The following is a 13,801-nucleotide window of genomic DNA, read 5'->3' as shown; positions in this document are numbered from 1 at the left end:
CGGAAAGGACCGCGCCCATGCCCGCGGACACGCTACGACAGGCACGACACGCGGGCCACGTCGCGATCATCATGGACGGCAACGGCCGCTGGGCCACCAACCGCGGCTGGCCGCGCCTTGTGGGCCACCGCAAGGGCGCCGAGCGGGTGAAGGAAATCGTCCGCGCCGCCCCCGACCTGGGGATCGAATGGCTGACGCTTTATGCCTTCTCGACCGAGAACTGGAAACGCTCGACCGAGGAAGTGCTGGGCCTGATGGCGATCTTCGCCCGCTACATCCAGCGCGAGGCCGATGCGATGGCCGCCGAAGGTGTCCGGATGCGGTTCATCGGCGACCGCAGCCGTCTGGCGCCGAGATTGCAGCGTCTGATGTCCGGGATCGAGGCGCGCACCGCACATCTGCGCCGGCTGAACCTGACGGTGGCGATCAACTATGGCGGACGGGACGAGATCATCCGCGCCCTGCGCAGCCTGGCGCAGGAGGCCGCCGAGGGCAGGTTCGACCCCGCCGACCTGACCGAAGCGGCGTTCTCGACCCGGCTCGACACCCATGATCTGCCCGACCCCGACCTGGTGATCCGTACCAGCGGCGAGACGCGGACGTCGAACTTCCTGCCCTGGCAGGCGGCCTATGCCGAATACGAGTTCACCGAGACGCTGTGGCCGGATTTCGCGCCGGCCGACCTGCAGGCGATCCTGGCGCGCTTTGGCAACCGCGAGCGGCGATTCGGCGGGGTGCAACGGTGAGCCAGCAGCGCGACCCGGGCCGCTGGGCGGACCTTGGCCCCCGGCTTGCCTCGGCGATGGTGCTGGCGGTGGTTGGCGCGGTGCATGTCTGGCTGGGCGGGCTGGTCTTCCTGGCGCTGGTTGCCGTCCTTTCCGGCCTGATGCTTTGGGAACTGGCGCGGATGACGGGCCAGGGCGGGCGGGCCTGGCTGCCGCTCGCGCTGGGGCTGGCCGGCGCGCTGGCGCTGGGGATCGACGAAGGCGTGCCCGCCATGCCGGCCTGGCTGCTGTTTCCTCCGGTGGCGCTGGCCATGGCGCTGACCCCACGCATCTTTCCGGTCGTCTCGGGCCTGACTGCGCTGGCGATCCTGGTCGCCGGGCACGGGCTGTTCGTGATCCGCGACGAGGCCGGCACGGCGACGTTGCTGTGGCTGCTGGCGGTGGTCATCGTCTCGGACGTGGCAGGATACTTCGCGGGCCGCATCATCGGCGGGCCGAAGTTCTGGCCGGCGATCAGCCCGAAGAAGACCTGGTCGGGCACCGCCGCGGGCTGGATCGGCGCGGCGCTGGTCGGGCTTGGCTTCTGGCTTTCCGGCCACGGCCCGGCGATCCTGCCGCTGTTGTCGCCCTTCGTGGCCTTCGCCGGCCAGATGGGCGACGTCGGCGAAAGCTGGATCAAGCGGCGGTCGGGGGTGAAGGATTCCTCTCAGCTGATCCCCGGCCACGGCGGGGTGATGGACCGATTTGACGCGTTGACCGGGGCCGTTCTTCTGGTCATGGCGATGCAACCCCTTGTGCCCCTGGCACGCCTGGCGGGAGCACCCTGACCTTGCGACGAATCTCGATCTTTGGCGTCACCGGGTCGATCGGCGAACAGACCGTCGATCTGATCACCCGCGCCGGCGGCCCTGCCGCCTTCCGGACGGTCGCCGTCACCGGCGGCCGCAACGTGGCGCGGCTGGCCGAGATTGCCCGGTCGCTGAAGGCCGAGATCGCCGTCTGCGCCGACGAGGTGCAACTGCCCGCCCTGCGCGACGCCCTCGGCGGCAGCGGAACCGAGGCCGCCGCGGGTCCGCAGGCGATTGCCGAAGCCGCCGACCGCCCGGCCGACTGGATCATGTCCTCGATCGTCGGCGCGGCGGGGCTGGTGCCGGGCATGCGGGCCTTGCAGCACGGCACCACGCTGGCGCTGGCGAACAAGGAGTCGCTGGTCACCGCGGGCCAGTTGCTGCTGGCCACCGCCAAGGCGCACCAGGCGCGCATCCTGCCGGTGGACAGCGAGCATTCCGCCATCTTCCAGGCCCTGGCCGCCGAACCCATGGAGGCGGTCGAGCGGATCATCCTGACCGCCAGCGGCGGCGCCCTGCGCGACTGGCCGACGGAAAAGCTGGCGAAGGCCACCGTCGCCGAGGCGCTGGCGCATCCCAACTGGTCGATGGGGCAGCGGATCACCATCGACAGCGCAAGCATGTTCAACAAGGCGCTGGAGGTCATCGAGACGCGCGAGTTCTTCGGCGTGGACCCCGACCGGATCGAGGTCATCATCCACCCCGAATCGATCATCCATTCCATGGTCGGCTTTCGCGACGGCGCGCTGATGGCGCACATGGGCGCGCCCGACATGCGCCATTCCATCGGTTTCGCCCTGAACTGGCCCGACCGGCTGGAGCTGCCGGTGCGCCGGCTGGACCTGGCGCAACTGGCGCAACTGACCTTCCGCGCCCCGGACACCGACCGCTACCCCGCGCTGCGGCTGTGCCGCGAAGTGATGCGACTGCGCGGCCTGGCCGGCGCCGCCTTCAACGCCGCGAAAGAGATCGCGCTGGATCATTTCCTGGCCGGAAGCATCGGCTTCATGGACATGTCGGGCGTGGTCGAGGACACGCTCGACCGGCTTTCTGCCGGTCCGGGCCTTGAAAAGACCGCGATCACCCTTGAGGACGTCCTTGCGATGGACCATCTCGCAAGGACAAGGGCGGCCGAGGCCGCCACAGGCAGGGCGAAGGGCAGGGCTTGATGGAAATTCTCGGGGCGCTGGGGGGCACGGCCTGGGCCGCTGTCTTCTTCATCATCGCGCTGTCGATCATCGTCGCGATCCACGAATATGGCCATTACATTGTCGGCCGCTGGTCGGGCATCCATGCCGAGGTGTTCAGCCTGGGCTTCGGCCCGGTGCTGTTTTCGCGCACCGACCGGCGCGGCACCAAGTGGCAACTGGCGGCGATTCCCTTCGGCGGCTACGTCAAGTTCCTGGGCGACGCCGATGCCTCTTCGGTGCGCCGGGCCGAGACCGCGGGCCTGTCGCCCGCAGAGCGTCGTCACACCATGGCCGGGGCGCCCTTGTGGGCGCGCACCGCGACCGTGGCGGCAGGGCCGGTGGCGAATTTCCTGCTGACCTTCGTGGTGCTGGGCGGACTGCTGCTGTTCACCGGCGTGGTGCGCGAAGAGCCGACGCTGGGCAAGCTGTTGCCCATTCCTGCCGCACAGACCCTGCGCGAGGGCGATGTGGTGCTGGCCCTGAACGGCACGCCGACGCCCGATTCCCAGGCCTTCGACAAGGTCCTCCAGGCCCTGCCGCGCACTCCGACTATTGCCTTCACCATCCGCCGCGACGGTGCGGAGATGACGCTCGACGCGCCGCACCCGATGCCGGCGCTGGTCTCCTCGGTGCAGGTCAAGTCGGCGGCCATCGACGCCGGCATCGAGGCAGGCGACGTGATCCTGCGCGCCGGCGGGCGCGACCTTGTCACCTTTTCCGACCTGCAGGACGTGGTGTTCAACTCGGGCGGCCAGCCGGTGTCGCTGACGGTCTGGCGCGAGGGACAGACCTTCGATCTGACCCTGACGCCCCGCCGCCGCGACCTTCCGTTGCCCGACGGCAGCGGGTTCGAGACCAAGTGGATGATGGGCCTGGCCTCGGGCCTGTCCTTCGACCTGGCCACCCGCACGCCGGGCCCGTGGGAGGCCGTGAAACTGACCGGCGAGCAGATGTGGGGGCAGGTCACCACCACCTTCCAGGGCCTGGCGCACATGATCGCCGGCAAGATTTCCACCTGCAGCATGTCGGGCGTGATCGGCATGGCCGAGATCATGGGCGATGCCGCCAAGGTCGGCTGGGTCAGCTTCGTGACCATGCTGTCGGTGCTGAGCCTGGGCGTCGGCATCCTGAACCTGCTGCCGATCCCGGTGCTCGACGGCGGCCATCTGGTGTTCTACGCCTACGAGGCGGTGACCGGCCGGCCGCCGTCGGACCGCATCCTGCGCGGGCTGATGATGGCGGGGTTGACGATCCTGCTGTCGCTGATGGCTTTCGCGCTGTGGAACGACCTGACCTGCGTCTGATGCCGACCCGGTTCCGGGCGCCTTAGTCCTGCCGCATTCCGGCGCTAGCCGAAGGCTATTCAGAGGATGCTGAGATGCAACTTGTCCAAGACCGTTTTCCCGGCGTGGTGCTGCTGCTCAAGGTGAACGCCGACCGTCTTTTCACCATCGGGACCGTGATCGTGGGCCTGCTGGCCGGGGCCTTTCTGGGCACCGCCATCGTCGGCCACTAGGCGCGTCCGCGGGGCCATTTGCGGCTTGGGCAGGCGGGGCCCGAGACGGCGCCTGAGACGGCTTCCGAGACTGGCCGGCTACCATATCTGGCAAAGTTATCCACAAGGACCGCAGCCTTTTGACAAGGCTGGGCTTTCGGGCTAACCCTTGCCTCAGACAGAAGAACCGTGGGGCTGGGCAATGGATCGGGTGAATTTCGGACAATCGCGTCGCATTGCGCGCCCCCGGACTGCTGCCGTCCTGATGGCCACGACGGTTTTCCTTGGTGTCGCAGGGCTTTCGGTCCCGACCTTCACGCCGGCCTTCGCGCAGACCTTCGCCTTCTCCTCGGTCAAGGTCGAGGGCAATGAGCGCGTCGATGCCCCGACCATCGTGGCCTATGCGGGAATCGAGCGCGGGGCCGAGGTCTCGGCCGGGGCGCTGAACGATGCCTACCAGCGCATCGTCGGCTCGGGCCTGTTCGAGACGGTCGAGGTGATTCCGCAGGGTTCGACCCTGGTGATCAAGGTGAAGGAATACCCCTTCGTCAACGTCATCAGCTTCGAAGGCAACAAGCGGATCAAGGACGAGGAACTGGCCGCGCTGGTGAAGTCGCAGTCGAGCCGGGTCTATTCGCCGTCAACGGCCGAATCGGATGCCGCCACCCTGGCCGAGGCCTACCGCGCCCGCGGCCGCATGGCGGCGACGGTGGAGCCCAAGATCATCCGCCGGGCCGACAACCGGGTGGACCTGGTGTTCGAGATCACCGAGGGCAAGGTGGTCGAGATCGAGCGGCTGTCCTTCGTCGGCAACAAGGCGTTTTCCGACCGCCGGCTGCGCCAGGTGCTGGAAACCAAGCAGGCCGGCGCGCTGCGGGCGCTGATCCAGCGCGACACCTTCATCCCCGAGCGGCTGGATCTGGACAAGCAGCTGTTGACCGATTTCTACCGCTCGCGCGGATACATCGACTTTCAGGTGATGGACGCCACGGCGGAAGTCAGCCGCGAGCGCGATGCGACCTTTGTCACCTTCACCATCAGCGAAGGCCTGTCCTACACCATCGGCGGCGTGTCGACGGTGTCCGAGGTCGAGGGCCTGGACGCGGCCGAGTTCGTGGCGGTGCAGAAGATCCGCACCGGGCAGACCTACAATCCGGGGCTGATCGACGCCAACATCGCCCGGATGGAGAACCTGGCCCTGAAGAAGGGTCTGAACTTCATCCGGGTCGAGCCGCGGATCACCCGCGACGACCGCAATCAGGCGGTGGACATCGAATTCGCCATCGTCCGCGGCGAACGCATCTTCGTCGAGCGCATCGACATCGAGGGCAACGCCACCACGCTGGACCAGGTGGTGCGCCGGCAGTTCCGCAGTGTCGAGGGCGACCCCTTCAACCCGCGCGAGATTCGCCAGTCGGCGGAACGAATCCGGGCGCTTGGCTTCTTCTCGGACGCCCAGGTCAATGCCGAGCCGGGCACCGCCCCCGACCAGGTGGTGGTCAACGTCGACGTCGCCGAACAGCCCACGGGTTCGCTGAACTTTGGCGTCAGCTACAGCGTGGCCAGCGGCACCGGGTTCAACATCAGCTTCTCGGAGACGAACTTCCTGGGCCGCGGTCAGGCGCTGTCGCTGAGCCTGAACGCGGGCACCGACACGCAGAATTCGTCCTTCAGCTTTACCGAGCCGGCGCTGTTCGGGCGCGACCTCAAGTTCACCGTGGGTGCCTACCACCGCACGTCGGACAATGATTATGCGGTGTTCAGCACCACCAGCACGGGGTTCACCTTCGGCATCGGCTTTCCGCTGGGCGAACAGTCCAGCCTGGACCTGACCTATCGGCTGTCGCGGGAAGAACTGTACGACTACACCGGGGATTCGCCGATCATCCAGGCCGAAGAGGCGGTCAATGGCGACGGCGTGTTGCTGACCAGCGCGATCGGCTATAGCTACGAATACGACAACCGGATCACCGGCCTCAGCCCTGATTCCACTTTGCTGTTGCGCTTTGGCCAGGAGATCGGCGGCCTTGGCGGCGACACCAAGTTCCTTGAATCCAGCCTGCTGGCGGTGGCCGAGCGCAAGGCCTTCAACGAGGAAGTGACCTTCCGCGCCATCTTCGAAGGCGGCTACATCCATTCGTTCGGCGACGTCGGCACGCGGGTGACCGACCGCTACTTCGGCAACGGCAAGGTCCGCGGCTTCGAACCCAAGGGCCTTGGTCCGCGCGACCTTGGTGCGTCCAACCAGGACGCGCTGGGGGGCAACGCCTTTGCCGTGGCCCGGCTCGAGGCCGATTTCCCGCTGGGCCTGCCCGAGGAATACGGCATCACCGGCGGCGCCTTCATGGACGTCGGCTCGGTCTGGAGCCTGGACGATACCGCGGGCTTCGGTGGTGCGATCGTGGACGACGGCTTCAAGCCTCGGGTCGTCGTCGGCCTGTCGTTCCTGTGGAAAACGCCGGTTGGCCCGTTGCGGTTCAACTTCAGCAAGGCGGTCAAGAAAGAGGACTACGACAAGGAGCAGACCTTCGACCTGACGGTCTCGACCAGGTTCTGATGGGCGTCCCTGTCGCCCGGGCCGCCCGCGCTGTCGCTGCCTGTGGCAGCATCGCGCTGGCGGGTCTGGGACTTTTCCTTGTACTGCCGTCTGCCGCCGCTGCGCAGGACGATCCCGCACCTCAGGCCGAAGCTGCGGCGGGAAACGGTATGGTTGAGCCGGGTGCGACGCTGGCGGTGCCGGTGGTGACGGTGAACCAGGACCGCTTGTTCCAGGCTTCGGCCTATGGCCGCGCCGCCCTGGCCCGGGCCGAGGCCGAGACCGCCGAACTGGCCGCCGAGAACCGCCGCATCGAGACCGCGCTCGAGGCCGAAGAGCGCAACCTGACCGAGCGCCGCAAGACCATGACACCGGCCGATTTCGCGCCGCTTGCCGCCGCTTTCGACACCAAGGTCGAGGAAATCCGGTCCGCCCAGGCCGCCAAGTCGCGTGACATCACCAACCGGCTTGACCAGCAGCGCAAGACCTTTTTCGAGGCCGCGGTTCCGATCCTGGGCGAATTGATGAGCGAGATGGGTGCCGTGGCGATCCTGTCCGATCAGGCGGTGGTGCTGTCGCTGTCTTCGCTGGATATCACCGACATGGCCATCGAGAGGCTGGATGTGCGCCTGCCGGCGCCCGAAGCGGTGCCCGAACCGAGCCCCGAACCGAGCCCCGAACTGGCGCCCGGACCCGCACCTGGACCCGCACCTGGACCTGCTCCGGCGCCGCCCTGAGCTCGCGACTGCGCCGGAACTTGCCGCGGTCGTCGCAAGTTGCTAGCAGGGAAAAAATCACGGCCCCAGAGAAGGACACGTCCCGTGGACGCCCAGTCGGTCAGCACCGCCGATCTTGACCTGATCCAGCGGATCATCCCGCACCGCTACCCGTTCCTGTTGATCGACAAGGTCAAGGACATCGTGGTGAACGAAAGATGCGTGGGCGTGAAATGCGTCACCATCAACGAGCCGCAGTTCACCGGGCATTTCCCCGGGATGCCGATCTTTCCCGGCGTGATGATCATCGAGGCGATGGCGCAGACCAGCGGTGTGCTGGTCGGCCTGTCGATGGACCTGGTGGACAAGAACGCCAAGGTCTTCTTCATGGGCGTCGACGGCGTCAAGTTCCGGCGCAAGGTGGTGCCGGGCGACGTGCTGGAACTGCATGTCCGCGCGCTGCGCGGCGGCGGCCGGGTGTGGAAGTTCGAGGGCCGGGCGATGGTCGAGGGCGAATTGGCCTGCGAGGCCACGTTCATGGCGATGTTCGACGTGGCGAAGGCATGAGCCGATGAGGATTCACGGCACCGTCGTCATCCATCCCTCGGCCTTCGTCGAGGAAGGCGCGACGATCGGGCCGGATTGCTATGTCGGACCCTTTGCCGTGATCGGCCCCGAGGTCAGCCTTGGCGCCCGCGTCACGGTGAAATCGCATGCCGTGGTCACCGGCTGGACCGAGATCGGCGATGACTGCACGATCTGGCCGTTTGCCTGTGTCGGCGAGGTGCCGCAGGACCTGAAATACAAGGGCGAGCGGACCCGTCTGGTCATCGGCGCCCGCTGTCGCATCCGCGAGGGCGCGACGCTGAACACCGGCACCGAGGGCGGCGGCGGGGTGACGCGGGTGGGCGACGACTGTCTGATCATGACCGGCGCCCATGTCGGCCATGATGCCCAGATCGGCAACCGGGTGATCCTGGTCAACCACGTCGCCGTGGCCGGCCATGTGGTTCTGGGCGACGACGTGATCGTCGGCGGCTTGTCGGGCATCCACCAGTGGGTGCGGATCGGGCAGGGGGCGATCATCGGCGCCGTCACCATGGTGACGAACGACGTCATCCCCTTTGGCCTGGTGCAGGCTCCGCGCGGCGAGTTGGACGGGCTGAACCTGGTGGGGCTGAAGCGCCGTGGCGTGGAGCGCGCCGAGATCACCGCGCTGCGCGCCGCCTACCAGACGCTGGCGCAGGGCGAGGGCACCTTTCAGGACCGCGCCCGCCGGCTGACCGAAGACAGCGAAAGCCCGCTGGTCCGCGACATGGCCGAGTTCATTCTGGCCGACAGCGGTCGCAGCTTCCTGACGCCCAAGGGCGCGAAATGACGCTGGCGCTGATCGCCGGGGCAGGGGCCTTGCCGGCGGCGCTGGTGGCGGCGCTGCCGCAGTGCCCCTTTGTCGCCGCGCTGGACGGGTTTCCGCCGGATGCCCTGACGCCTGATCTGAGCTTCCGGATCGAGCGGCTGTATCCGTTCTTCAATGCCCTGCATGGCGCCGGGGTCACTCAGGTCTGCTTTGCCGGTGCCGTCCGCCGGCCGCGTCTGGACCCGGCGCTGTTCGATGCCGCCACCGCGCAGATCGTGCCTCGGTTGATGCAGTCGCTGGCGCAGGGCGACGATGCCACGCTGCGCGAGGTGATCGCGCTGTTCGAGGAAGAGGGGTTCGCCGTGGTCGGCGCCGCCGAGGTGGCCCCCGCGCTGGTGCCGCCCGAGGGCCTGTATGCCGGGGCGCTGACCCACCGCGACCAGCAGGACGCCACCCGCGCCGCCGCGATTGCCGAGGCGCTGGGGCGGGTCGACGTGGGCCAGGGCTGCGTGGTGCAGCAGGGCCTGTGCCTGGCGACCGAAACCCTGTCGGGCACCGATGCCATGCTGGCCACCGTGGCCGGCTTGCCCGCGGGTCTGCGCCCGCCCGCGCAGGCCGGCAGGGGGCTGCTCTACAAGGCGCCCAAGCCCTTGCAGGACCGCCGCATCGACCTGCCGGCCCTTGGCCCCGCCACCGTGGCCGCCGCCGCCGCCGCGGGCCTGGGCGGCATCGCCTGGGAGGCGGGGGGGGTCCTGTGCCTTGACCTGCCCGCGATGCAGGTTGTTGCCGCCGACCACGGGCTGTTCCTGTGGTCGCGCCGGCCGTGAAGCTGTTCCTGATCGCCGGAGAACCCTCGGGCGACCGGCTGGGTGCTGCGCTGATGGCCGGGCTGAAGGAGCTTGCGCCCGACGTCCGGTTCGAAGGCATCGGCGGGCCGGCGATGCAGGCGGAAGGGCTGGCCAGCCTGTTCCCGATGGAAGAGCTGTCGGTCATGGGGCTGGTCGAGGTGCTGCCGAAGTATCTGCCGCTCAAGCGCCGCATCCGTCAGGCGGCCGAGGCCGCGCTGGAGGCTGACCCCGCCGCGCTGATCACCATCGACAGCCCCGACTTCTGCCTGCGGGTGGCGAAGATCGTCAAGGCGGCGCGGCCGGGCCTGAAGACGATCCACTACGTCGCGCCCTCGGTCTGGGCCTGGCGGCCGGGGCGGGCGGGACAGATGGCCCGCGTCATCGACCATGTGCTGGCGCTGTTGCCGTTCGAGCCGCCCTACATGACCGCCGCCGGGATGAGCTGCGATTTCGTCGGCCATCCCGTCACCGCCGAACCCGTCGCCAGCCCGGCCGATGCGCTGGCCTTTCGCAAGGCCCATGGCATCGCCCCCGAGGCGCCGCTGGTTGCCGCCCTTCCCGGATCGCGCCGCAGCGAGGTGACGCGGCTGATCGCCCCCTTCGGCGCGACCCTAGCCCGTGTCGCGGCCCGCCATCCGGACCTGCGCGTGGTGCTGCCGACGCCGCCGCACCTGTCGCAGCACGTCACCCAGGCCACCAGGGACTGGCCCGGCGCGCCGGTGATCCTGACCGCGCCCGATGTGCCCATCCGCACCGCCGCCTTCGCCGCCGCCGATGCGGCGCTGGCCGCTTCGGGCACCGTCAGCCTGGAACTGGCCGCCCAAGGCTGCCCGATGGTCATCGCCTATGACATGGCGCCGCTGACGCTGTGGCTGATGCGGCGGATGGCCCGGGTGGACACGGTGACGCTGGTCAACCTGGTCTCGGACAGCCGCAGCGTGCCCGAATTCATCGGCCCCGACTGCCGCGCCGACAGGATTGCCCCCGCGCTGCTGGCGCTTTTGGACCAAGGCCCCGGTGCCCAGACTGAGGCGATGCGCCTGACCATGGACCGCCTGGGCCGCGGCGGCGAGGCCCCGGGTCTGCGTGCCGCGCGGTCGGTGCTGAAGGCGCTGGCCGCGGACTGAAAGGCGGCGGTCCTTCGGATCAGGGTCGCGTGCTGACGGCAAAGACCAGACCGCCGTCGCGCGGACGGATCTCGATCGGGCGGGCCAGTGCCGCGCGGTCCAGCCGCCCCGTGGTCAGCCCCATCACCACCGCCATGCCCAGAAGCAGAGCTTCCGCCATCACCGCCGGGTCAATGCAGGTTTCCAGCCGACGCAGCACGCCGCGGGGCACCCGGACCTCCTGCCCGTCGATCAGCACGGCGGCCAGGTCTTCGGCCTGGGCCCGGGCCTCGTCCGACCAGACAAGGCCCGGCACGGCCTTCAGCATGGCCAGCCCCTGCGCGGCGGTCAGGCAGAGCGGAGAGGCCGGCGGGGGAACGGGGGCCGCCCGGGCAGCGGCCGTGCCAGCATGAAACATGGAAATACTCCTGCGGAAAGGGCGTGTCACCGATGGCCCCGGGAAGTTCCGGGTCGCCTTCAGTGTGCCACCTGTGGCTTTCCGTCAGAAGCCCCGGCCCGGGAAAGCCGCGGGAAACTGCGGTGAAAGGGCCGTGAATTCGTCCCTAGCGGCCGCGCCAGATCCAGCCGCCACCGAACACGCGGCTGCCTTCGGGCGCATGGAAGGCGCAGGCCTGCCCGGGGCTGACGCCGTCTTCCGGCGCGATCAGTTCAACCTCGGCCTCGGTGGCCGACAGCGGCCGCACCACCGCCGGGCAGGGCGGTCGGGTGGACCGGACGCGCACGTCCAGATGCCATTCGGGGCGGCTGTCGAAGGGCTGATCGCCCAGCCAGTTGATCTCGCGCAGCGGCACGATGCGGGTGGACAGCGCCGCCTTGGGCCCGACGATCACCCGGCGCGCGTCCACCTCCAGCCGCACCACATAGAGCGGCTCGCCCAGGCCGCCCAGCCCCAGGCCCTTGCGCTGGCCCACGGTGTAGTGGATCACGCCGCGGTGCAGGCCCAGCACAGTGCCATCGAGATCGACGATTTCGCCCGGCTCGGCCGCCCCTGGGCGCAGCTTCTCGATCACCGCCGCGTAGTTGCCCTGCGGCACAAAGCAGATGTCCTGGCTGTCGGGCTTGTCGGCCACCGGCAGGCCATACTGCGCCGCCAGCGCCCGGGTTTCCGCCTTGCTGGCCAGATGGCCCAGGGGAAAGCGCAGGTAATCCAGTTGCGCGGCCGTGGTCGAGAACAGGAAATACGACTGGTCGCGGGCGGCGTCTGCCGCCCGGTGCAGTTCCGGCCCGGCCTGGCCCAGCTTGCGCTGGATGTAGTGGCCGGTGGCCATGCAGTCGGCATCAAGGTCGCGCGCCGTGGCCATCAGGTCCTTGAACTTGACCCGCTCGTTGCAGCGGATGCAGGGCACCGGAGTCGCGCCCGCCAGATAGGCATCGGCGAATTCCTCAATGACGGATTCACGGAATACGTTTTCGTAATCCAGAACGTAATGCGGAAAGCCCATGGTTTCGGCCACCCGGCGGGCATCGTGAATGTCGCGCCCGGCGCAACAGGCGCCCTTCTTTGCCAGCGCAGCACCATGGTCATACAATTGCAGGGTCACGCCGACGACGTCATAGCCTTCGTCCTTGAGCATCGCCGCGACCACCGACGAGTCGACACCGCCCGACATCGCCACCACGACGCGGGTGTCGGCAGGGGCCTTGGGCAGCCCCAGCGAGTTGAGGGTCAGGTCGCGCGGCATCGGTCTTGTCCGGGGGAAAAACTTAACTGCTGGAATATAGGAAAATCCGCGGCATCCTCAACCCCGGCTTTCAGCATTGCTTAAGCCCGATCGCCCAATCTGCCCGGCAATGCAGGAACGGAACAGGGTGTGTTTCCCATGTATCTGAAGAAAGTGGACGGGCCGCGCCAGGTGACCTTGCCGGATGGGACCATCCTCAGCCGTGCCGATCTGCCGCCGCCGGACACCCACCGCTGGGTCGCCAGCCGCAAGGCGGTGGTGGTCAAGGCCGTGCTCTACGGGCTGATCACCCAGTCCGAGGCGCTGGATCGCTACGCGCTGTCCGAGGAAGAATTCGCGCTTTGGCGCCAGGCGATCGAGCAGCATGGCGAAAAGGCCCTGAAGGTCACGGCGATTCAGAAGTACAGACAACTTTAAATTGTTTATCGCTCCCGCTCTGGATAAGTAACCTTGCGTTAACCATTGCCCGCCAATGTCGTTAACGAAGATGACCCGACCCACGACGACCCTTGAGCGGAGCCCCCGATGCGCATTCTTCTCGTCGAAGACGATCCCACCACCTCGCGCAGCATCGAGTTGATGCTGACCCACGCGAACCTGAACGTCTATTGCACCGACATGGGCGAAGACGGGATCGACCTTGCCAAGCTGTATGACTACGACCTGATCCTCTTGGACCTGAACCTGCCCGACATGTCGGGGCATGAGGTGCTGCGTCAGTTGCGCCTGTCCAAGGTGGAAACGCCGATCCTGATCCTTTCGGGCGCCGACGACACTGAGAACAAGCTCAAGGGCTTCGGCTTCGGGGCCGACGACTACATGACCAAGCCGTTCCACCGCGAGGAACTGGTCGCGCGCATCCACGCCATCATCCGCCGGTCCAAGGGGCACAGCCAGTCGGTGATCCGCACCGGCAGCATCACCGTGAATCTGGACGCCAAGACGGTCGAGACCGAGGGCAAGGCGGTGCATCTGACCGGCAAGGAATACCAGATGCTGGAACTGCTTTCGCTGCGCAAGGGCACCACGCTGACCAAGGAGATGTTCCTCAACCACCTCTACGGCGGCATGGACGAGCCGGAACTGAAGATCATCGACGTCTTCATCTGCAAGCTGCGCAAGAAGCTGGCCGAGGCGACCGGCGGCGAGAACTACATCGAAACCGTCTGGGGCCGCGGCTATGTGCTGCGCGATCCGGCCGTCACCGAAAAGACCGCACCGCGCCTGGCTGCCTCTGCCTGATCTTTACCTGCCCGGAGCCACCGCCTAACGTCTGT

The 13,801-nt window shown here is 67.9% G+C and carries 15 protein-coding genes; 13 read left to right on the top strand and 2 right to left on the bottom strand.

The window, feature by feature from the left end; all coding sequences use genetic code 11:
- Positions 1-17 precede the first annotated feature (17 nt).
- The 11 genes from uppS (at position 18) to lpxB (ending at position 10,842) form a co-directional block, all read left to right on the top strand.
- Complete coding sequence (uppS, locus tag LHP98_RS05030; protein ID WP_227251377.1) at positions 18-746, top strand: polyprenyl diphosphate synthase; 729 nt, start codon at positions 18-20, stop codon at positions 744-746.
- On the top strand, positions 743-1,552 hold the full coding sequence (locus LHP98_RS05025; RefSeq protein WP_227251376.1) for a phosphatidate cytidylyltransferase: 810 nt from the start codon (positions 743-745) through the stop codon (positions 1,550-1,552). Before uppS ends, LHP98_RS05025 begins: the two co-directional genes overlap by 4 nt.
- Before the next feature lie 2 nt (positions 1,553-1,554).
- Positions 1,555-2,742 carry a 1-deoxy-D-xylulose-5-phosphate reductoisomerase gene (gene dxr, locus LHP98_RS05020; protein WP_227251375.1) on the top strand — a complete coding sequence of 396 codons (1,188 nt, stop codon included), beginning with the start codon at positions 1,555-1,557 and terminating at the stop codon, positions 2,740-2,742.
- The gene (gene rseP, locus LHP98_RS05015; protein WP_227251374.1) at positions 2,742-4,067 is read left to right on the top strand and encodes an RIP metalloprotease RseP; all 1,326 of its coding nucleotides are present in this window, start codon (positions 2,742-2,744) and stop codon (positions 4,065-4,067) included. Before dxr ends, rseP begins: the two co-directional genes overlap by 1 nt.
- A gap of 74 nt (positions 4,068-4,141) precedes the next feature.
- Complete coding sequence (locus LHP98_RS05010; RefSeq protein ID WP_227251373.1) at positions 4,142-4,279, top strand: hypothetical protein; 138 nt, start codon at positions 4,142-4,144, stop codon at positions 4,277-4,279.
- A gap of 244 nt (positions 4,280-4,523) precedes the next feature.
- On the top strand, positions 4,524-6,815 hold the full coding sequence (gene bamA, locus LHP98_RS05005; protein ID WP_227251372.1) for an outer membrane protein assembly factor BamA: 2,292 nt from the start codon (positions 4,524-4,526) through the stop codon (positions 6,813-6,815).
- A gap of 149 nt (positions 6,816-6,964) precedes the next feature.
- Positions 6,965-7,531 carry an OmpH family outer membrane protein gene (locus LHP98_RS05000; protein ID WP_227251371.1) on the top strand — a complete coding sequence of 189 codons (567 nt, stop codon included), beginning with the start codon at positions 6,965-6,967 and terminating at the stop codon, positions 7,529-7,531.
- 84 nt (positions 7,532-7,615) lie between these two features.
- On the top strand, positions 7,616-8,077 hold the full coding sequence (gene fabZ, locus LHP98_RS04995; RefSeq protein ID WP_227251370.1) for a 3-hydroxyacyl-ACP dehydratase FabZ: 462 nt from the start codon (positions 7,616-7,618) through the stop codon (positions 8,075-8,077).
- A 4-nt stretch (positions 8,078-8,081) separates the two neighbouring features.
- A complete protein-coding gene (gene lpxA / locus LHP98_RS04990) occupies positions 8,082-8,888 on the top strand; it encodes an acyl-ACP--UDP-N-acetylglucosamine O-acyltransferase (protein ID WP_227251369.1) in 807 nt (268 codons plus the stop codon).
- Positions 8,885-9,694, top strand: coding sequence for an LpxI family protein (locus tag LHP98_RS04985; RefSeq protein WP_227251368.1), 810 nt, complete (start codon positions 8,885-8,887; stop codon positions 9,692-9,694). Before lpxA ends, LHP98_RS04985 begins: the two co-directional genes overlap by 4 nt.
- Positions 9,691-10,842: a lipid-A-disaccharide synthase gene (gene lpxB / locus LHP98_RS04980; protein WP_227251561.1), complete on the top strand. Its 1,152-nt coding sequence runs from the start codon at positions 9,691-9,693 to the stop codon at positions 10,840-10,842. The genes LHP98_RS04985 and lpxB overlap by 4 nt, the downstream gene beginning before the upstream one ends.
- A 19-nt stretch (positions 10,843-10,861) precedes the next feature.
- Here the strand turns inward: lpxB and LHP98_RS04975 are convergent, their stop codons facing one another.
- Together LHP98_RS04975 and mnmA are read right to left on the bottom strand one after the other, a co-directional pair.
- Positions 10,862-11,239, bottom strand: a complete 378-nt coding sequence (locus LHP98_RS04975; protein WP_227251367.1) for a hypothetical protein — start codon at positions 11,237-11,239, stop codon at positions 10,862-10,864.
- 145 nt (positions 11,240-11,384) lie between these two features.
- On the bottom strand, positions 11,385-12,524 hold the full coding sequence (mnmA, locus tag LHP98_RS04970; protein ID WP_227251366.1) for a tRNA 2-thiouridine(34) synthase MnmA: 1,140 nt from the start codon (positions 12,522-12,524) through the stop codon (positions 11,385-11,387).
- A 138-nt stretch (positions 12,525-12,662) separates the two neighbouring features.
- Between mnmA and LHP98_RS04965 the strand changes: the two genes are divergently transcribed.
- Both LHP98_RS04965 and ctrA read left to right on the top strand, forming a co-directional pair.
- On the top strand, positions 12,663-12,941 hold the full coding sequence (locus LHP98_RS04965) for a DUF1153 domain-containing protein (RefSeq protein WP_227251365.1): 279 nt from the start codon (positions 12,663-12,665) through the stop codon (positions 12,939-12,941).
- A 108-nt stretch (positions 12,942-13,049) separates the two neighbouring features.
- Positions 13,050-13,766, top strand: a complete 717-nt coding sequence (ctrA, locus tag LHP98_RS04960; protein WP_227251364.1) for a response regulator transcription factor CtrA — start codon at positions 13,050-13,052, stop codon at positions 13,764-13,766.
- The last annotated feature ends 35 nt before the right edge of the window (positions 13,767-13,801 follow it).

Source organism: Rhodobacter sp. Har01 (assembly GCF_020564565.1).
Taxonomy (GTDB): domain Bacteria; phylum Pseudomonadota; class Alphaproteobacteria; order Rhodobacterales; family Rhodobacteraceae; genus Pseudogemmobacter.
This window is presented reverse-complemented; position numbering and strand designations above follow the sequence as displayed.

Bases quoted from the DNA above. Each gene is read 5' to 3' on its own strand.
- LHP98_RS05000 (WP_227251371.1), top strand. From the start codon at position 6,965: ATGGTTGAGCCGGGTGCGACGCTGGCGGTGCCGGTGGTGACGGTGAAC.
- LHP98_RS04985 (WP_227251368.1), top strand. From the start codon at position 8,885: ATGACGCTGGCGCTGATCGCCGGGGCAGGGGCCTTGCCGGCGGCGCTG.
- LHP98_RS04975 (WP_227251367.1), bottom strand. From the start codon at position 11,239: ATGTTTCATGCTGGCACGGCCGCTGCCCGGGCGGCCCCCGTTCCCCCG.
- bamA (WP_227251372.1), top strand. From the start codon at position 4,524: ATGGCCACGACGGTTTTCCTTGGTGTCGCAGGGCTTTCGGTCCCGACC.
- ctrA (WP_227251364.1), top strand. From the start codon at position 13,050: ATGCGCATTCTTCTCGTCGAAGACGATCCCACCACCTCGCGCAGCATC.
- uppS (WP_227251377.1), top strand. From the start codon at position 18: ATGCCCGCGGACACGCTACGACAGGCACGACACGCGGGCCACGTCGCG.
- LHP98_RS04965 (WP_227251365.1), top strand. From the start codon at position 12,663: ATGTATCTGAAGAAAGTGGACGGGCCGCGCCAGGTGACCTTGCCGGAT.
- LHP98_RS05010 (WP_227251373.1), top strand. From the start codon at position 4,142: ATGCAACTTGTCCAAGACCGTTTTCCCGGCGTGGTGCTGCTGCTCAAG.
- rseP (WP_227251374.1), top strand. From the start codon at position 2,742: ATGGAAATTCTCGGGGCGCTGGGGGGCACGGCCTGGGCCGCTGTCTTC.
- mnmA (WP_227251366.1), bottom strand. From the start codon at position 12,524: ATGCCGCGCGACCTGACCCTCAACTCGCTGGGGCTGCCCAAGGCCCCT.
- lpxA (WP_227251369.1), top strand. From the start codon at position 8,082: ATGAGGATTCACGGCACCGTCGTCATCCATCCCTCGGCCTTCGTCGAG.